Raw genomic sequence first — 18,161 nt, 5'->3', positions numbered from 1 at the left:
CGCTCACTTCGCGGGCTGCGCGAAGTGGTCGCGTACGGCGTCGGTCTGCTTCTCCATCACGTCGATGATGCGCTCGACGACGTTCAGGTCGGCGTCGTCGGCGATCTCCAGGACCCGGGACCAGTCGAAGAAGCTGCGGGCCGGGTCGTTCGTGATGGGGAGTACGCGGATGGTCGCCTCGTAGCTCTGGACTCCACTGGTGGGCGCGATGGCCCGGTACGACTGGGTCTTGTTGATCTCGTCCCGGGCGGCGATCTCCTGCTGCACGAGGCCGCCGTTGAGGGTGAGCTTGAAGTCGTAGCGGGCCGGGACCGTGTCGACCGAGGCTCCGTCCACCCACGTGACGTCGGTGTGGATGTCCAGGTCGCCCGGGGACACGATCGCCAGGATCTGCATCGCGTCGCGGACGGTCGCCCACACGGTGTCCGGGTCGGCCTCGAGGATGGTGGAGTGGTACATGGTGTGCTTGCGCTGGATCGGCACGGAGGTGTGCTCCTTCTCCCAGTCAGTGGACTTCCAGTGAGGGACTGCTCAGTAGTCGACGCGGTCGGACTTGGCGATCCACGCGTCGAACGGAGCGGTGCGGTTGGGGAGGTCGAGGTGCTCGACCTCCATCGGCCACGCGGCCTGGGGCTTCTTCTCGAGCAGGGTGTAGAAGCGGCGGTCGTCGAACCCGGCCACCGCGGCGTCGTCGCGGTCGGCGGCGTAGAGGAGCCGGTCGACGCGCGCCCACAGGGAGGCGGCCAGGCACATCGGGCACGGCTCGCAGGACGAGATGAGGGTGCAGCCGTCCAGCATGAAGGTGCCCAGCTCGGCACCGGCCGCACGGATGGCGTTGACCTCGGCGTGCGCGGTCGGGTCGCAGGTGGACGTGACCTTGTTGTTGGCCGAGGCGATGATGACGCCGTTCTTGACGACGAGGGCGCCGAAGGGGCCACCTCCGTTGAGGGCACTGGTGGTGGCGAGCTCGACGGCCTGCTCCATCCAGGCGCGCTCCTGGGTGACCGTCACCGTGGTGCTGGTGCTCATGGCAGGTTCCTTTTCGTTGCGGAAGAGGGGGGTGGTGCGGTGGCCCCGACGGGGTGCCGGGGGTGTCTGTGGGGCTCAGCGTCCGTCCGGCAGCTCGCTCTTGGTGACGAGGTGGTTCCCGAGGACCAGGTAGTCGATCTCGGTCCCCATGAAGCACTTCAGGGCGTCGGTCGGGGTGCAGACGATGGGTTCGCCGGCGACGTTGAACGAGGTGTTGATCAGGCAGGGCGTGTCGGTGAGCGCGGTGAACCTCCGCAGCAGTGCCGTGAGCCGCGGGGTCCCCTCGTCGGTCAGGGTCTGGATGCGGGAGGTGCCGTCCACATGCACGGCGCCGGGGATGCGGTCCTTGTAGGCGTCGCGGACGGGGAAGACGAACGTCATGTACGGGGAGCTGGTCTTGCGCCCCATGTCGAAGATCTCCGGCGCCCGCTCCTCCAGGACGAGGGGGGCGAAGGGGCGGAAGGGTTCGCGGTGCTTGACCCGGGTGTTGATGATGTCCTTGATGTCGTCGAAGCCCGGGTTGGCGAGGATGCTGCGGTGCCCGAGGGCGCGTGGGCCGTGCTCGACGCGGCCTTCGAACCAGCCGACGACGACCTTCTTCGTCAGCAGCTTCGCCACCTGCTCGACGAGTTCGTCGTCGTCCAGGCGGGTGGCGTGGACGCGGCCGGTGAAGCCTGCCAGGGCCTCCTCGATCGCGGCGTCGTCGTAGGCCGGGCCCAGGTAGGGCGTGACGGGTGCGGAGGCGGCGAGGCGCTCCGCGGGGCCGGTTCCGGGGTCGTTGAGCCAGGCGTGGGCCGCGGCTCCGATGGTGATGCCGGTGTCGGAGGCGCCGAAGCTGACCTGCATGTCGTCGAAGCGGGAGCCTTCGAACAGCGGGGTGTTGTTGAGGCAGTTCAGGGCGACGCCGCCCTCGAACAGCAGGTGGTCGAGATCCGTCCTCTTCTCCAGTCGGCTGACCTGGTGGGCGGTGGCGACGTTCAGCATCTGCTGCGCCGCCGCGGCGACTCGGGCCTTGTACTCGAGGGTGTCCTCGAAGGGCCCGAAGTACTCCTCGAACAGGGCGTCGTGGCTGTGCACGTCGTCGGTCCGCAGGGGCTTGGCGAAGGTGTAGCGGCCGTCGTCGTGCAGCGTGAGCAGGTGGTCGACGAACGGGTTCGGAGTCGGCGGCGCGGTGTATCCGGCCAGGCCCATCACCTTGTACTCGTCGTTGTTGGGGACGAAGCCGAGGAAGCGGGTGATGGCGGAGAACAGGGTGCCCATGGAGAACTCGGAGCCGGTGACCGTGTCGTCGAAGACGGTGATCCGGCCGTCGCGGATCTCGCCCGTCAGGGTCGAGAAGCGTTCGGCGCGGCCGTCGCTGACGAGGAACGCGGAGTCCTTCATACCGGCGAGGTAGTAGCCGGTCGTGGCGTGGGCCAGGTGGTGCGGGACGAAGCGGACCTTGGCCGGGTCGGGGCGGTGTCCGGTACGGGCCTCGAAGTCGGCGAGGATCGCGTCGTGGCTGACGACCTGCTCGAACAAGTCCCGCATGGTGCCCGTGAGTTCGGCCTGCTCGGCCTCCGGCAGCGGCGAGGTGCGGATGCCGTTCAGGATCTCGTCCAGGATCTGCGGGGACCAGTTCCACGGGAAGGCGAACACGTCGACGTCGTCGAAGGTGATCCCGGCTTCCCGCAGGCACCAGTCGATCGCGCGCGTGGGGAAGTCGGTGGTCTTCTTCTCCCGGTTGAGGCGTTCTTCCTCCACGGCGGCGACCAGGCGGCCGTCGATCAGGAGTGCTGCGGCGGCGTCGTGGCCCAAGAGGTAATGCTTGTTGATGCCGGTCGCACCGAGGCGCTCGGAGAAGAACTCCGACACCCGGCTGAACCCGTTGCATCCCAGAACAATCACGGCATTCCTTCCTGATATGGCTACTTGCCGACCAGCAGGTCGCGGAGCTTCTCCCCGGCCGCGGGCGCCTGGCAGAGGCCCGCTCCGGTGAATCCGGCCGCGTACAGGAAGCGGCGGGTGGGGTGTGCGCCGATGAAGGCGGTGTTGTCGGGGCTCGCGTCGAAGTCACCGGACCACGCGCGGTGCAGGCCGATGCCGTCCAGGTCGGGGAACAGGGTGCCGAGGTGGCCGGCGACACGGCCGAGCCAGGCTGCGCGTGTCTCGCCGCCCTTGGGTGCGCCCATGGCCAGCAGGATGCGGTCCTTCCACGACCGGATCCGCAGCCCCGACGCGGCGTGCATCGTCATGGGCAGCTCGGGGTGCGGGGACGGCGGGACGTCGGTGAACAGCATCTCGACCGCGTGCGGCGTCAGCGGCAGGTCGACCGAGGCCATCGCCGCCACCTCGCCGGACCAGGGCCCCGCCGTGCACACGACGCTGTCCGCCCTGATGCTGCCGTGCGAGGTGTGGACGGTGTTGTCGTCGTCGATGCCCGTGACGGGCGTGTGGGTGAACACGCGGGCGTCGTGGTTGCGGGCGGCGGCGGCGTAGCCGCGGACGATGTCGAGACCGTCCACGTGGTACGCCTCCGGGGACCAGGCGGCGGCCAGGACGGCGCGTTCGTCGACCAGCGGGTTGAGCCCGGCCGCGTCTCGGGCGCTGATCAGGTCGACCTGGACGCCGGCTGCCTGCTGGTCCTGCCGGGTGGCCTCGAACGCGGCGATCTGCTCCTCGTCGGTGAACAGCACCAGGAACCCGAGCTGCTTCAGGCCGAGCGGGGCCGCGGTGTGGTGGGCGAATTCGCGGTAGGCGTTCAGGCTGCGCACGGCCCTTCGCCCGGTGTCGGGGTTGCCGGGGAAGTACGTACGGACCATGCCCGCGGTGTGCGCGGACGCCCCGCCACCCAGGCTCCCGCGTTCGAGCAGCACGGTGTCCACGCCGGCGGCGGCGAGGTGGTAGGCGGCGGAGGTGCCGATCACTCCCCCGCCGATGACTACGGCGTCAGCACGGGCAGGCAGGGCGGGCAAGGTCTTCTCCTGTGGTGTGGGTCGGACGGCGGAGAGGAGGGCGGTTCGGACGGCGGAGACGGAGTGCGGTTCGGACGGCGGAGACGGAGTGCGGTTCGGACGGCGGAGAGGAGTGCGGTTCGGACGGCGGAGAGGAGTGCCGGTGTCGTCATCTCCTCGGCGGACTTCGCTCGGTGGGGCTACGCGCCTGCCGTGGCGCCCTGCTGGCGCAGGTGGTCTCCGGTCTCCCACGGGTACAGGTGGAGGTTCCAGCCACCGAGGCAGTTGATGTAGAGGGCCATCTGACTGGTGACGGCGTAGAAGTCGTCGCGGTCGAGGCGGTCGACGACGTCGAGGAAGCGCTGGGTGAACGCCCACAGCTTCTCCAGTCCGCAGTAGCCCAGGAACTCGGCGGGGACGCCGACCAGGAGGCGGGCCATGTGGGCGAGGGAGGCCATCGGCATGTCCTGGACGGCGGCGCGGACGAGACCGCCGTAGGAGGCGTAACCCAGGGGCCTGGTCTCGCCGTTGACGAACAGAAGAGTGGGAAGGACGGTGCCGAAGTTGCCCGCCTGGGAGGGGATGACGCCCTGGTGGAGGCCGTCCAGCTCGGCCGGGGGCGTGAGCCAGATCTTCTCGGTCTCGGCGGAGATGTCGGCGATCAGCCGGTCGGCGTCCGTGTCGGTGGCGCGGAGCCTCGGGATGCGGTGTCCGCCCTGCTCGCCGGCGCGGCGGACCTCGACGTGGATCTGCTTCTTCGTGGAGTAGACGGCGTCCCAGATCTCGGCCCCGGCTTCCAGGAGGGCGGGCATGTCCGCCGCACGGATCTGACCTACGGGGGTGGCGGGCATGGGCTCGGTGAGGGTGCCGTACTTGATGCCGAGGTGCTGCAGGCCGGAACAGAAGACGGTGCCGTTCGGGGCCTCGCGACGGTCGGGGATGCGCGTGGAGTGGGGGGTGTGCAGCAGGGTGGGGATCGGCGCTACGTGGTAAAGGTGCTCCCCCGCGATGAGGGCGTGCCCCTGGAGGCTCTGGTAGGGCAGGGACTCCCAGAGGGCGTCGGCGAGTGCGGGGTTGCGGTCGTCCAGGTCGGCGGTGACCGTGATGCCGAGGTCGGGCCAGGAGATCTCGATCTGACGGCCACGCAGCTTCTCAGACAAGGCTTTTCCCGTTCGTTGGTTCGGCTTGTCCGAGGAGTACATCGCTGGTGGGCGGTATTCAGCCAGGCGTCGAAAACATGAAATGGGGGCGGCCTGAGACCCGTACTTTGTGTTTTCCTACGAGAGCCCGGCCGACCGTCGATGGTCCGAGCGCACCGCGGATCGTCACGCGAAAGCCGCAGCTCAGGCGCGGGGGCGGCGTTCAGCCGTTCCGTAGGGCCGCCAAGGCGTGGTCCAGGTCGGCGGCGCGAGGGCGGTTGTGCGGGAGCCTGGCGAGCAGGACGGCCATGCCGCAGGTGTCGGTGAGCGCGGAGAAGACCAGGCCCGCCGCAATCCCTGCCGACAGGAGCTGGAAGGCGGGGTGCACCAGGAACCCCAGGAGCAGGCCGAGGAGTACGACCGTGCCCGCGGTGAAGCGGACCTGACGCTCCATGCCCCAGACCTTCCGCTGCGCTCCCCGCGGGCGGTGCAGCTCATGGCCGTCGGCCGACCAGGCGCCGGTGCCGCCGGAGAGGGTGAGGGTGTCGATGCCGCTCTCGGCGAGGACCCTGCGGGCGTTCTCGGAGCGGGCACCGGAGGCGCACACGACGAGGACGTCACCGCGGTCGGCGGCCCGGCGGATGTCGGGGAGGGCGCGCTGGAGGTGGTCGAGGGGGATGTTGAGGGCGCCGGGCAGGTGGCCTCCGGCGTACTCGCCCGGGGTGCGCACGTCGATGACGGTCAGCTCGTGCAGGCGGCCGCGTGCGTCGGCGGTGCTGAGGGCGGCGGGCGTGGTCATGGCAGGTGTCATCCTTGCTGGTCTGCGGGGCCCCATCGGGGCGAGCATAATACCCCTGGGGGTATTCGGGTATTCCTTGAGGAGTGGTGATGGAGCTTGATCTGGCGGCTGCGGAGCTGAAGTCGGTACTCAACCGGCTGCGTCGCGCGCAGGGGCAGCTCGCCGGTGTGATCCGGATGATCGAGGAGGGCCGGGACTGCGAGGAGGTCGTCACGCAGCTGGCGGCCGCGTCCCGCGCCCTGGACCGGGCCGGCTTCGCGATCATCGCGACCGGGCTCCAGCAGTGCCTGACGGAGGCCGAGGACGGGGGTCGGTCGGCCGAGGACCGGGACGAGATGCGGGCCCGGCTGGAGAAGCTGTTCCTCTCGCTGGCGTGAACCGGCGAACGGTGCGAGCACCTCCCGGTACAGCCGCCGCCGGGGCATCGCGCCCGCCCAAGGCCATTTACCCCCAGGGGTATATTCCGAGGGTCGCTCGGCGGCCATCATGGGGTGATCACTTCGACCGGGGTTAAGGGCGACAAGGGCAACGTGGACGACCTCACCGTCGGCGATCTGGTCGGCATGGAGCAGTTCGACTGCCGAGTGCTCGCCGGTTCGGCCGGCCTGCCGCGGCCCGTGGTGTGGGCGCACTCGTGCGAGCTGGAGGACCCCTGGCGGTGGCTCGGCGCCGACGAGCTGCTCATGACCGTCGGCCTCTGCATACCGCGCGGCGCGCAGGCGCAACGCCGGCTGATCACCGGCCTGCACGACGCGGGACTCGCCGGGCTCGCCATCGGGGACGACCTCAAGGCGCCGCCGCTGACCCGGGCGCTGACGACGACGGCCGACGCGCTCGGCTTCCCCGTGCTGCTGGTCGGCCACACCACACCGTTCGCGGCGATCGGCCGCACCGTCGCCCTCGCGAACCAGAGCGATCAGGTGCGCCGCATCGCCCGGGTCAGCAGGCTCTACGAACTGGCCCGTACGGCGACCTTCGGCGAGCAGTCGATGCTCAGCCGGCTGTCGGCCGAGATCGGGCACCGCCTGCACGTCATCGATGTCGCCCTCGGCAGCGAGGTGTTGCGGCAGGAGCGGCCGCTGGGCCCCTCGGTGGTGGCACGCCTGGTGGACGGCACCGCCGACCACCTGGACCGGCTGCCCGCCCGGCTGCGCGTCGACGGCCCCGACGCGGTCGAGGCGACCGCCCTCGCGCTCTCCGCCCACCGGCCGTGCATGCTCGTCGCGGAGGGGCCCGAGGACCTCGACGTCGACGTGTTCCTGCTGCTGCACATCCAGAGCCTCACCTCGATGGAGGTCGAGCGCATCGGCCGGGAACGCGCCGACCGGGACGTGCGCGGAGCCGAACTCCTGGCCCGGCTCGTCGACGGCGGCCTCGGCGACGAGGCGGGCCGCCTCGCGCTCGACGGCTTCGGTCTCGCCGGAGCCCGTACCGCGCTCGCCGTCCCCGCGGAGTCCCGGGCCGTCGCGGCCACCCTGCTCGGCGACGCCGAACTGCCCGCGCTCCTCGGCGACGCGCGAGGCGACTCGGTCGTCGTCCTCGTGTCCGGCGACCGGGTCGACGAGGCCGTGACGCTGCTGCGCCGGCATGTACCGGCGGTCGGCGTCTCCGCGAGCAGCTCCGCCCTCGGGCAGTTGGCCGACACCGCACGGCAGGCACGCTGGGCCCTCCAGGCGGCCGTCGCCTCGCGCGGCGGGGTCGCGGAGTACGAGACCGCGGCACCGCTGCTGCTTCCCCGCACCGTGGCCGACGCGGAGTTCGCCACCCGGGTGGTCCTGGGGCCGGTCCTCGACCACGACCGGCAGAACGGCACGGAACTGCTGGTCACGCTGGAGAAGTTCCTGAACAGCGACCGCAGTTGGCGTGCCGCCGCGGCGGAGCTGCGCATCCACCGGCAGACGCTGGGCTACCGGCTGCGCAAGATCGAGGCACTCACCGGGCGCAGCCTGCGCAGCACGGGCGATCTGACGGCACTGTGGACGGCGCTGCTCGCCCGGCGGATCACGGACCACTGATCCAGGACGGACGCCAGGGCCCGTCTTCCCGATCTTCGCGGATCAGGCCGCGGCGTCATGGGGGGGACCTCCCTGCTCTGGGGCCACCTCCCGGCCGAAGGCTGGGGGAGCGTGCCTGGGGCACCTCCCGGCCGGAGGCTGGGGGAGCGTGCCTGGGGCACCTCCCGGCCGAAGGCTGGGGGAGCGTGCCTGGGGCACCTCCCGGCCGGAGGCTGGGGGAGCGTGGTGCCTGGGGGGCACCTCCCGGCCGGAGGCTGGGGGAGTCGTCGACCCGCGAAGACCGGGGAGATACGGGCCCGAGGGCCGAAGGGTGTGCCCCGGCGCCGTACGCCCCCTCTCATACCCGGTTATGAATCCCGCGCCGCGGTTGCGTCAGCGGGCGCATTCCTCGGTGGTGTGACGGGGCCCACACTGACGGATGTTCCGAGCCAGGCAGACGACCGGGAGGCACATCCGCATGCTCACTCGCCTCTTCACCCCCCTCGACATCGGACCGGCGACGATCCGCAACCGGATCGTGTCCACCGGCCACGACACGGTGATGGCCGAGGACGGCAAGGTCACCGATCAGTTGGTGGCGTACCACCGGGCGCGGGCCGAGGGCGGCGTCGGGCTGATCGTGCTTCAGGTCGGCGGTGTGCACGAGAGTGCCCGCTACACCTCGCACGCGCTGATGGCCGACACGGACGCGTGCGTCGACGGCTACCGGCGGCTCGCCGGGACAGCGCACGCGCACGGCGCGACGGTCTTCGCGCAGCTCTTCCACGGCGGCGCCGAGGTGATGGACACCGCGGACGGCTCGCTCGGTGTCTCCTACTCCGCCTCAGCCGTCCCCACCGAGCGCTTCCGGGTCTTCCCCCGCGCCATGCCGAGGGAGCTGGTGCGCGAGGTGATCGACGGATTCGCGGCCGCCGCGGCGCGGTTGCGGCGGGCCGGCCTGGACGGTGTCGAGATCGTCGCCTCGCACGGGTACCTGCCCGCGCAGTTCCTCAACCCGGCCACCAACCGGCGCGCGGACGAGTTCGGCGGGTCGTGGGCGAACCGGCTGCGCTTCCTCCGGGAGATCCTCGAATCCACCCGCGAGGCCACCGGCGGCGCGCTGGCGGTGGGCGTACGGATCAGCCTCGGCGAGGCCTCCGACCGGGGACTCGGCGAGGACGACGCGCTGCGGGCGGTCACCGAACTCGACGGGCTCGGCCTGCTCGACTACGTCTCCGTCACCCGGGGCACCTCCGCCACTCTGGCCGGGTCCGACCACATCGTGCCGCCGATGACCATGGAGCCGCTCTGCACGACAGCGCTGTCCCGGCGGGTGAAGCAGGCGGTGTCCGTGCCCGTCCTCGTCGCGGGGCGGATCAACCAGCCCCAGGACGCCGAAGTCGTCCTTGAGCGGGGCGACGCCGACGCGGTGGGCATGACCCGTGCGCTGATCTGCGACCCCGAGATGCCCGCGTACGCCCGGCGCGGCGACCTCGCGGGCATCCGCGCCTGCATCGCCTGCAACCAGGCCTGCATCGGGCACTTCCACTCCGGCCACCCCATCTCCTGCATCCAGCGGCCGGAGACCGGGCGCGAGCGGCTGTACGGCATCGTCAGGCCGGCCCGCCGTCCGCGTGACGTGCTGGTCGTCGGCGCGGGCCCCGCCGGTCTCAAGGCGGCGATCGTGGCGTCGCAGCGCGGCCACCGGGTCACGGTGTACGACGCGGGGCGGCGGCCCGGAGGCCAGGTGCTGCTCGCCGAACAGCTGCCCGGGCGGGCCGAGTTCGGCGGCGCCGTGACGAACCTGCTGGAGGAGGCCCGCAGGGCGTCCGTACCGATCAAGAGCGGCGTCACGGTGGACACGGCGCTGGTACGCGAACAGGCGCCGGACGCCGTCGTGTTGGCGACCGGTGCGCGGCCCTACCGGCCCGAGCTGGCCACGGACGGCGCGACCGTGCTGGACGCCTGGCTGGTCATCGACGGCGCGCGGCTGCCGAGGGGCCGGGTCCTCGTCGCCGACTGGCGGGGTGACTGGACCGGCGTCGGAGTGGCCGATCTGCTCGCCGAGCGGGGCCACCGGGTCGTCCTCGCCACGACCGGATACCAGGCCGGGGAGACCCTGCAGCAGTACACGCGCGACGAACTGCTGCGACGGCTGCTGCGCCACAAGGTGGAGACCGTGCCGCTGGTCCGGCTGTACGGCGCGGACGAGGACACCGTCTACCTCCAGCATGTCCTCACCGACGAACCCGTGCTCGTACCGGATGCCGCGTCGGTCGTGCTCGCGCTCGGACACGAACCGGACGTCCAACTCGCCGATGCGCTACAGGACTTGGCCCCGTCCGAGCGGCCGGAGCTGCACCTCGCCGGTGACTGCCTCTCGCCGCGCACCGTCGAGGAGGCCGTGCTCGAAGGGATGCGCGTCGGCCACGCGCTCTGACCCCACCGCAAGTCCCCCGCCCCGCCCCGCCCTGCCCCGCCCGTGAACGGAGGCACCACCCCATGGGTTCCCTCGCAGTCACCCTCTACTACGGCCTCGTGCCGCTCGCCGTGATCGCCCTCGCCTGGCGGGTCATCCGCCGCGACTACTCCGCCGAGGACGGGGGTGAGCAGTGATGTTCATCGCCGGAGTCATCGGCAGTTTCCTGCTCTACCTGGTCATCGGCGCCGTCGTCGGACGGCGGGTCAAGGACCGGTCGGACTACTTCGTGGCCGGCCGGCGTGCCCCCACTCTCCTCGTGGCCGGCACGCTCGTGGCCTCCTTCCTGTCCACCGTGGCCTTCATGGGCGAGGTCGGTTTCGCGTACGACGGCTTTCCCGTGGTGCTGCTGATCGTGACGGCCCTCAACATCTCCGGGTACGTCGTGGGGGTGCTGGGTTTCGGCCGGTATCTGCGGCGCTCCGAGGTGCTCACCGTGCCGGAGTACTTCGGCAAGCGCTTCGACTCGCGCGCGGTCCAGTCGGTGTCCGGCGTGATGGTGGTCGTGGGCATCGGCTTCTACCTGATCGCGGTGACCCACGGACTGGCCCTGGTCATGGGGCAGTTGCTCGGCTGGGAGACCTGGGTGTCGGTGCTCGTGGTGTGGCTGGGCTACACGGTCTTCACGTTCATGTCGGGCTCGCAGGGCATCCTGATCAACGACACGATCATGTTCTTCATCTTCATGCTCGCCGGTGTGGGTGGCATGTCGTACGTCGTGTTCCGCGCGGGCGGTCCGACCGAGGTGCTCGACAAGTTGCGGGCGCTCCCCGGCAAGCCGGACGGCCTCAGCTGGCACGGGGTCACCGGCGAGGGCGCGTACCTGGGCAGTCCGGGTGAGGTGCTGGTCTGGGCGCTGGCGATCGGTCTGGTCTGGATGGCGGTCGTCGCCGTGAGCCCGTGGCAGTCCTCGCGCTACCTGATGGCCCGGGACGAGCACGTCTCCCTGCGCAGCGCCTTCATCTCGATGGGCACGGTCGGCGTCCTGTACGTGTTCCTCGCGTTCGGCGCGTACGCCATCAACTTCTTCAAGGCGGACATCAACCCCTCGGAGGTGGCGTTCATCTGGGCCGCGCAGAACCTGATGCCGCCCGTCCTCGGCGTGATCGCGGTCACCGGCATCGTCGCGGCGGGCCTCTCCTCCGCCTCCTCGTTCCTCGCCCTGATCGGCTTCAGCGTGGCCCACGACGTACTGCCGCAGTCGGAGGACGCCACGGTGCCCGAGCATGTCGCGCTGCGCCGGTCGCGGCTCGTGATGCTCGCCGTGGGGGTGGTGGTCCTCCTGGTCACGCTGGTGACGCCGCCCGCCGTGCTGACCATCGGGTACTTCGCGGCCACCCTGTTCGCCGCGGCGTGGGGCCCGGTGGCGTTCTGGAGCATCCGCAGCGAGAACCTCAGCGCGCGAGGGGCTCTGGCCGGGATGGTGGCCGGGTTCGTCGGGGTCGGGGTGTTCAGCGGGTTGAAGGACTTCGCCGGGCTCGATCTGCCGATCTGGGCGCACCCGGTCTTCCTCGGGTTCGCGCTGAGCATGGCGGCGACCTGGATCGCGGACCGGGGCGTGGAACCGTCTCCTGCAGCCAAGGCGTTCCGGGCGGGCCTCCTGGCCACTCCCGCCGCGGAGCGGCACCCGCGGAAGCTGCGGCGCACGTCCTGGATCGCCACCGGCACCACGGCGGCGTTCGTCGCGGCAGGGCTCGGGCTCCTGGCGTTCTACGGAATCCCGCTGGCGCTCTGAGGCGTCTCCGAGGTGTCTCTGAGGTGTGTCCGGAAAGCCGCGATCCCCGCGCCAAGAAGTGCGGCAGGATCGACGCCCGCAAGCTCAAGGAGCCGCAGAAGCCGGACACGTCGAAGGAGCAGCGGCAGGTGTCGCCGACCCGCGGACCTGAGCAGCGACGGCGGCGCGGCGGCGCGGCAACGGAAGGTGTCCGACTCGGGCCTCTGCCCGTCAGGCGCCTTCCGTAGGCCCGCAGCAACCGCCGCCCACCCACTCCTGCCAGTCCAGGTAGCCGACCGACTCCTCGTCGCCGACGAGGAGTTCGGCGGAGTTGAGCAGGTGCTGTCGCATCGCGTGGGCCGCGCCGGAGGGGGCGCGGGCCGTGATGGCGCGGGCGATCCGCTCGTGTTCGGCGATGACCTGCCGGGCCTCGCGCCGGCCCGGAATGGTGCGACGGCCCTGCAAGGTGATGGCGTCGCGCAGGTTGGCGACCTGACCGGCGAGCCGGCTGTTCCCGCTGCCGTGCAGGATCGCCTGGTGGAAGCGGTGGTCGGCCGCGTAGAACGCCTCCACGTCCTCCGCGGTGTCGCGCATCTCCTGGAGTGCCGTGTCCATCCGGTGGAGTTCGTCGGGCGACATGCGCGCGGCGGCGCGGCGGGCAGCCGGGGGCTCCAGGAGCAGCCGCAGCGTGAAGATCTCCGCGAGGTCGGACTCACTGGCGGTGGCGATGCGTACGCCGCGGTTCTTCTCGATGGTGACGAGCCCCGCGTCCGCGAGCCGCAGCAGGGCCTCACGGACCGGCGTACGGGACACCCCGAACCGCTGCCCCAACTCCTGCGCGGAGTACAGGGCGCCGCCCGCCAACTCGCCCCGGCGGATGGCGTCGCGGATCACGACCGCCAGCTGGTCGGTCTTGCTCGGCACGCTCTCCGTCTGCTCCGGCCGCTCCACCACGTCCCCGTCCCGCCTGCCCCTCCTCGCGTACGGACGGCCACTCCGTCCCACGTCCTCGGCACACCGTATCCGCCGGCGGCGCGCAGGCCTCTCAGCGCTCCTCGGCGGCACCGGCTCCCTTGCGGTGCAGCAGCTCCGCGAGGTGCACGCCGCGCGCCCCCGCCAGATCGGCGGCCTGCGTGCGGCAGGAGAAGCCGTCCGCGAGGAGCACGGTCTCGGCGCCCGCCTCGCGGAGCGCGGGCAGCAAGGAGTTCTCGGCGACCGCGACGGACACGTCGTAGTGCCCCTGCTCCATGCCGAAGTTGCCCGCGAGGCCGCAGCATCCGGCGAGTTCCCGCACGGTGACCCCGGCCGCGGCGAGGAGTCGCCGGTCGGCGTCGAAGCCGAGGACGGCGTGCTGGTGGCAGTGCGGCTGGACGACGGCGGTCACGCCGTTCAGGTCGGGTGGCGTCCAGGTGGAGTGCTGGGGCAGGTGGTCGGTGAGGAGTTCGGCCAGGGTGCGCGTGGCGTCGGCCACCTGTCGTGCGCGGGGGTCGTCGCCGCACAGCTCAAGGAGGTCGGAGCGGAGCACCGCCGTGCACGAGGGCTCCAGGCCGACGATCAGGTGCCCGGCTTCGGCGTGCGGGGCGAGGACGTCGAGCAGGTCCGTCAACCGGGCGCGGGCGCCGTCGAGTTGGCCGGTGCTGATCCAGGTGAGGCCGCAGCAGGCGGACCGCTCGGGCACGGTCACGTCGAATCCGGCGTCGCCGAGCAGACGTGCGGCGGCCTGGGGCACGCTCGGGCTGAGCACGTCGGAGAAGGAGTCCGCCCAGAGCACGACGCGGGGCGCATCGGCCCCCGCCACCACGCGCTGCTCGCGGCGCCACCCCCGGCTGAACGTCTCGCTCGCGAAGCGCGGCACGCCGCGCCGCGGGTCGATCCCGGCCAGGCGCAGCAGCGGCCGGGCGAGGGGGCGTACGCGGGTCAGGGCGTTGGCGAGTGCGGGCCCGAGGCGGCCGGTGCGGCCGAGCAGGCGCAGCCAGGCGGGCAGCCGGCCGAGGGTGTAGTGCGTACGGGGACGCAGCCGCCCCCGGTACCTCTCGTGCAGGGCCTGCGACTTGTACGCGGCCATGTCGACGCCCGCCGGACAGTCGCTGGCGCACGCCTTGCACGACAGGCACAGGTCGAGCGACTCCTGGACCTCGGGAGCGCGCCAACCTCCCTCCACCAGCGTCCCGTTGACCATTTCCTGCAGTACGCGCGCGCGTCCGCGGGTGGAGTCCTTCTCGTCGTGGGTGGCCTGGTACGAGGGGCACATGAACCCGCCCGACGCGCTGTTGTCGGCACGGCACTTGCCGACGCCCGTACAGCGGTGCACGGCCTTGGCGAAGTCGCCGCTGTCCTCGGCGAGTTGGAGTCCCCGGCGCAGCGGCAGGCTCGGCGCGGCAGGTCGTCGCAGGTCGGCGTCGACGGGCCGGGGGTCGACCAGGACGCCGGGGTTGAGCACCCGGTCGGGGTCGAAGAGGGCCTTGAACCGGCCCATGAGGTCGAGGGCTTCGGCCGAGTACATCAGCGGGAGGAGGCCGCTGCGGGCGCGCCCGTCCCCGTGCTCGCCGGACAGGGAGCCGCCGTACGAGGCGACGAGGCGCGCGGCGTCGTGCAGGAAGTCCCGCATCACCTCGCCTCCCCCACTCTCGGCTCCGCTCGAGCGGGAGGTGCCCCCATCCTCCAGCGGCAGGTCGATGCGTACGTGGATGCAACCGTCCCCGAAGTGCCCGTACGGCAGGCCGGTGACGTCGTAGCCGTCCATCAGGGTCTCGAACTCGCGCAGGTAGGCGCCCAGGTGCTCGGGGGGTACGGCGGCGTCCTCCCAGCCGGGCCACGCCTGCCTGCCCTCGGCGGTGCGGCCGGCCAGGCCCGCGCCGTCCTCGCGGATGCGCCACATCGCGGTGGCGGCCGGGCCCGCGGGGAAGACGGTGTGGTCCAGGGCCTGGGCGTCGGCGGCGATGGCTTCGCCGGTCCGCAGCGCCTCGGCGGTGTCCGCGCCGCCGACCTCGATCATCAGCCAGCCCGCGCCCTTCGGCAGGGGCGGTACGCGGCCGGATCCGTGGTGGCGGCGGACCACGTCGACCAGCCGGGCGTCCAGGCCCTCCACCGCGAGGGGGTGGTGGCCGAGGAGGGCGGGTACGGCGTCGGCGGCCGCCGGCATGTCCGGGTAGCCGAGCACCACGAGGACGCGTGCGGGCGCGACCGGGACCAGGTCGACCTCGGCGTCGAGCAGGACGGCGGCGGTGCCCTCGGTGCCGACCAGGGCGCGCGCCAGATGCGCCCCCTTCTCGGGCAGCAGATGTTCCAGCGAGTAGCCGGACGCCTGCCGGGCGAAGCGGCCGAACTCGGTGCGCAGGAGGGCTAGTTGCGAGCCGACGAGCGCGTCGAGCCCGGGTATCGGATCGAGCCCCCGGCCTGCGGTGTACTGGCGCCCGGTGCCGTCGACGACGGTCAGCGAGGCGACGTTGTCGGCGGTCTTGCCGTAGGCGACGGCGTGCGGACCGCAGGCGTTGTTGCCGATCATGCCGCCGAGGGTGGCGCGGGTGTGCGTGGACGGGTCGGGGCCGAACCGCAGCCCGTGCTTCCCGGCGGCGCGCTGCAGGTCGGAGAGGACGACACCGGGCTGCACGCGCGCGGTGCGGGCCTCCGGGTCGACGGCCTCGATCCGGTTCAGGTGCCGGGAGAAGTCGAGGACGATGCCGGTGCCGATGGCGTTCCCGGCGATCGAGGTGCCGCCGCCGCGCGAGGTGAGCGGCACTCCGGTCTCCCGCGCGACCGCCACGGCGGCCAGCACGTCGTCCGCGTCCCGAGGCGCGACGACGACGCCCGGTACGACGCGGTAGTTGGAGGCGTCGGTGGAGTACTCGGCCCTTCTGCGCACCGTGTCGTCCACCTCACCGCCGACCTCGGCCCGCAGCCGGGCCACGGCGGTGTGCAGGGCTTCGGCAGGGCTTGCGGCCGTCTGCTGTCCCGAGCCCGGCATGTGCATCAACTCCAAGGTCACGCGCGGCGAGGGGTGCCGGGTGCACCCTGGGGCGCGATGTTACATGCAACCTCTGGCGAATCGACCCCGACGGCACCCCAAAAGGCGGCTTCTGTGCGCCACTCCCACCTCAGCAACCCATCCCGGGAGGCGTCGAGCACGACAGCGAGCACCGCAAACCATGAGTTGCATGCAACTACCGCACCACCCGGTACCGCAGAAAGACCACCTGCGAACCGAATGTGCGGTTCTCCACGAGTTCCAGGTTCACGCGCCGCTCGACCTGCGGGAAGAACGGCAGGCCGCCGCCGAGGAGTACCGGGGAGACCCGCATCCGGTACTCGTCGATCAGGTCCGCCGTGGCCGCCTCGGCGGCGAGGGTCGCGCCGCCGAGGGCGATGGCGCCCTCCCCCGGCTCGGCCCGCAGCCTCTCGATCTCCTCCGCCACGCTGCCGGTGGCCAGACGGGCGTTGCCCCGAACCGATGTCAGGGTCCGGGAGAACACCACCTTGGGGAGCGCCGTCCACAGCTCGGTCCAGGTGCGGTTCGCGGCGTCGAGCGTCGGGTCCTGGCCGGCGGTCTCCCAATACAGCATCGTCTCGTAGAGGCGCCGCCCCATCAGGTGGACGCCGACGCTCCGGATCTCGTCGGTGACGAAGCGGAAGACCTCCTCGTCGGGCTCCCCCCAGTCGAGGCCGCCGTCCGGCGCGGTGATGCGGCCGTCGAGCGAGACACCCATCGAGTACGTGACGCTGCGCATGCGAAGCCCTTCCTCGTCAGTGGACTTCACCGACGGTAGGGCGGGCGCCGCCCGGATCAGCGGAACGCCGCGTGCCCCGTGAGGGCGTGCCCGAGGGCGAGGGTGTGCATCTCGGTGGTGCCCTCGTAGGTGAGGACAGACTCCAGGTTGTTCATGTGTCGGATGACCGGGTATTCGAGCGAGATGCCGTTGGCGCCGAGGATGGTCCGGGCCGTACGGCAGATCTCCAGGGCCTCGCGTACGTTGTTCAGCTTGCCGAAGCTGATCTGCGCCGGGTGGACGTCCGCAGCGGAGTCCTTCAGGTCGGCGAGCCGCAGCGCGAGCAGGGTCGACTTGTGCCACTCCACGGCCATGTCGACCAGCTTCTGCTGGGTGAGCTGGAAGCCCGCGAGCGGCTTGCCGAACTGCTCGCGCTGTGCCGCGTAGTCGGCGGCGGCCTGCCAGGCCGAGCGGGCCGCGCCGGTGGCGCCCCAGACGATGCCGTACCGCGCCTCGTTGAGGCAGGTGAGCGGGGCGGCGACACCGCGCGCCTCGGGCAGCATGGCGGAGGCGGGCAACCGCACGCCGTCCAGGACCAGTTCGCTGGTCACACTGGCCCGCAGCGACATCTTGTGCTTGATCTCCGACGCGGAGAACCCGGCGGAGTCGGTCGGTACGACGAAGCCGCGCACGCCGTCCTCCGTCCGCGCCCAGACCACGGCCACCGCCGCCACCGAGCCGTTGGTGATCCACATCTTGCGGCCGTCGAGGATCCAGTCCCCGCCCTCGCGCCGGGCGCGCGTACGCATCGACGAGGGGTCCGAGCCGTGGTCGGGTTCGGTCAGGCCGAAGCAGCCGATGGCCTCTCCCGCGGCCATGCGCGGCAGCCACTCCTGCTTCTGCTCCTCGGAGCCGAAACGGTGGATCGCGAACATGGCGAGCGAGCCCTGGACGGAGACGAAGGACCGAAGGCCGGAGTCACAGGCCTCCAGCTCGCGGCAGGCGACCCCGTACGCGAGGGCGGACATGCCCGCGCATCCGTACCCGTCGAGGTGCATACCGAGCAGGCCCAACTCGCCAAGGTCCCGGGCGAGTTGGGGCAGGTGGGGCAGCTCGCCCCGTTCGAACCAGTCGGCGATGTGGGGTTGCACCTTGTCGGTGAGGTACTGGCGGACGGTGTCGCGGACGGCCCGCTCGGTGTCGGTGAGGAGGGACTCCAGGCCGAGCGGGTCGGCGGCGTCGAGGGCGGGGATCGGCATGGTCAGTCTCCTTGGGCGTGCGGGTGGTCTGGGGGGCGTCTCGCCGATGTTTGCGGATCAGACCGCGGCGTCATGGGGGTCCCCCCTGCTCGAGCGAAGCCGAGAGCTTGGG

The 18,161-nt window shown here is 71.6% G+C and carries 14 protein-coding genes; 4 read left to right on the top strand and 10 right to left on the bottom strand.

The window, feature by feature from the left end; all coding sequences use genetic code 11:
• Positions 1-3: 3 nt before the first annotated feature.
• The 6 genes from QIT00_RS26460 to QIT00_RS26435 all read right to left on the bottom strand — a co-directional run bounded on the left by QIT00_RS26460 (position 4) and on the right by QIT00_RS26435 (position 5,900).
• The gene (locus tag QIT00_RS26460; protein WP_282537917.1) at positions 4-483 is read right to left on the bottom strand and encodes an SRPBCC family protein; all 480 of its coding nucleotides are present in this window, start codon (positions 481-483) and stop codon (positions 4-6) included.
• Positions 484-531: 48 nt separating this feature from the next.
• Entirely contained in the window at positions 532-1,029 is a 498-nt protein-coding gene (locus QIT00_RS26455; RefSeq protein WP_282537916.1) for a nucleoside deaminase, read from the bottom strand.
• A 75-nt stretch (positions 1,030-1,104) separates the two neighbouring features.
• Positions 1,105-2,916 carry a carbamoyltransferase family protein gene (locus QIT00_RS26450; protein ID WP_282537915.1) on the bottom strand — a complete coding sequence of 604 codons (1,812 nt, stop codon included), beginning with the start codon at positions 2,914-2,916 and terminating at the stop codon, positions 1,105-1,107.
• Between the two features lie 20 nt (positions 2,917-2,936).
• Complete coding sequence (locus QIT00_RS26445; RefSeq protein ID WP_282537914.1) at positions 2,937-3,983, bottom strand: NAD(P)/FAD-dependent oxidoreductase; 1,047 nt, start codon at positions 3,981-3,983, stop codon at positions 2,937-2,939.
• Between the two features lie 179 nt (positions 3,984-4,162).
• On the bottom strand, positions 4,163-5,122 hold the full coding sequence (locus QIT00_RS26440; RefSeq protein ID WP_282537913.1) for a cucumopine synthase-related protein: 960 nt from the start codon (positions 5,120-5,122) through the stop codon (positions 4,163-4,165).
• Between the two features lie 202 nt (positions 5,123-5,324).
• On the bottom strand, positions 5,325-5,900 hold the full coding sequence (locus tag QIT00_RS26435; RefSeq protein WP_282537912.1) for a rhodanese-like domain-containing protein: 576 nt from the start codon (positions 5,898-5,900) through the stop codon (positions 5,325-5,327).
• 89 nt (positions 5,901-5,989) lie between these two features.
• Between QIT00_RS26435 and QIT00_RS26430 the strand changes: the two genes are divergently transcribed.
• The 4 genes from QIT00_RS26430 (at position 5,990) to QIT00_RS26415 (ending at position 12,108) form a co-directional block, all read left to right on the top strand.
• Complete coding sequence (locus QIT00_RS26430) at positions 5,990-6,277, top strand: metal-sensitive transcriptional regulator (RefSeq protein ID WP_282537911.1); 288 nt, start codon at positions 5,990-5,992, stop codon at positions 6,275-6,277.
• 114 nt (positions 6,278-6,391) lie between these two features.
• On the top strand, positions 6,392-7,915 hold the full coding sequence (locus QIT00_RS26425; protein WP_282537910.1) for a PucR family transcriptional regulator: 1,524 nt from the start codon (positions 6,392-6,394) through the stop codon (positions 7,913-7,915).
• Between the two features lie 457 nt (positions 7,916-8,372).
• Complete coding sequence (locus QIT00_RS26420) at positions 8,373-10,334, top strand: oxidoreductase (protein WP_282537909.1); 1,962 nt, start codon at positions 8,373-8,375, stop codon at positions 10,332-10,334.
• Between the two features lie 175 nt (positions 10,335-10,509).
• Positions 10,510-12,108: a sodium:solute symporter family protein gene (locus tag QIT00_RS26415; protein WP_282537908.1), complete on the top strand. Its 1,599-nt coding sequence runs from the start codon at positions 10,510-10,512 to the stop codon at positions 12,106-12,108.
• Positions 12,109-12,318: 210 nt separating this feature from the next.
• Here the strand turns inward: QIT00_RS26415 and QIT00_RS26410 are convergent, their stop codons facing one another.
• From QIT00_RS26410 to QIT00_RS26395, 4 genes are all read right to left on the bottom strand, one after another.
• Positions 12,319-13,041, bottom strand: a complete 723-nt coding sequence (locus tag QIT00_RS26410) for a GntR family transcriptional regulator (RefSeq protein WP_282537907.1) — start codon at positions 13,039-13,041, stop codon at positions 12,319-12,321.
• A 91-nt stretch (positions 13,042-13,132) separates the two neighbouring features.
• Positions 13,133-16,051: an FAD-binding and (Fe-S)-binding domain-containing protein gene (locus tag QIT00_RS26405; RefSeq protein ID WP_408909855.1), complete on the bottom strand. Its 2,919-nt coding sequence runs from the start codon at positions 16,049-16,051 to the stop codon at positions 13,133-13,135.
• A 196-nt stretch (positions 16,052-16,247) separates the two neighbouring features.
• Positions 16,248-16,811: a dihydrofolate reductase family protein gene (locus QIT00_RS26400; protein ID WP_282537905.1), complete on the bottom strand. Its 564-nt coding sequence runs from the start codon at positions 16,809-16,811 to the stop codon at positions 16,248-16,250.
• Between the two features lie 56 nt (positions 16,812-16,867).
• Entirely contained in the window at positions 16,868-18,049 is a 1,182-nt protein-coding gene (locus QIT00_RS26395) for an acyl-CoA dehydrogenase family protein (RefSeq protein ID WP_282537904.1), read from the bottom strand.
• Positions 18,050-18,161 lie beyond the last annotated feature (112 nt).

Source organism: Streptomyces luteolus, assembly GCF_029968015.1.
In the GTDB taxonomy this organism is placed as follows: Bacteria; Actinomycetota; Actinomycetes; order Streptomycetales; family Streptomycetaceae; genus Streptomyces; species Streptomyces luteolus.
This window is presented reverse-complemented; position numbering and strand designations above follow the sequence as displayed.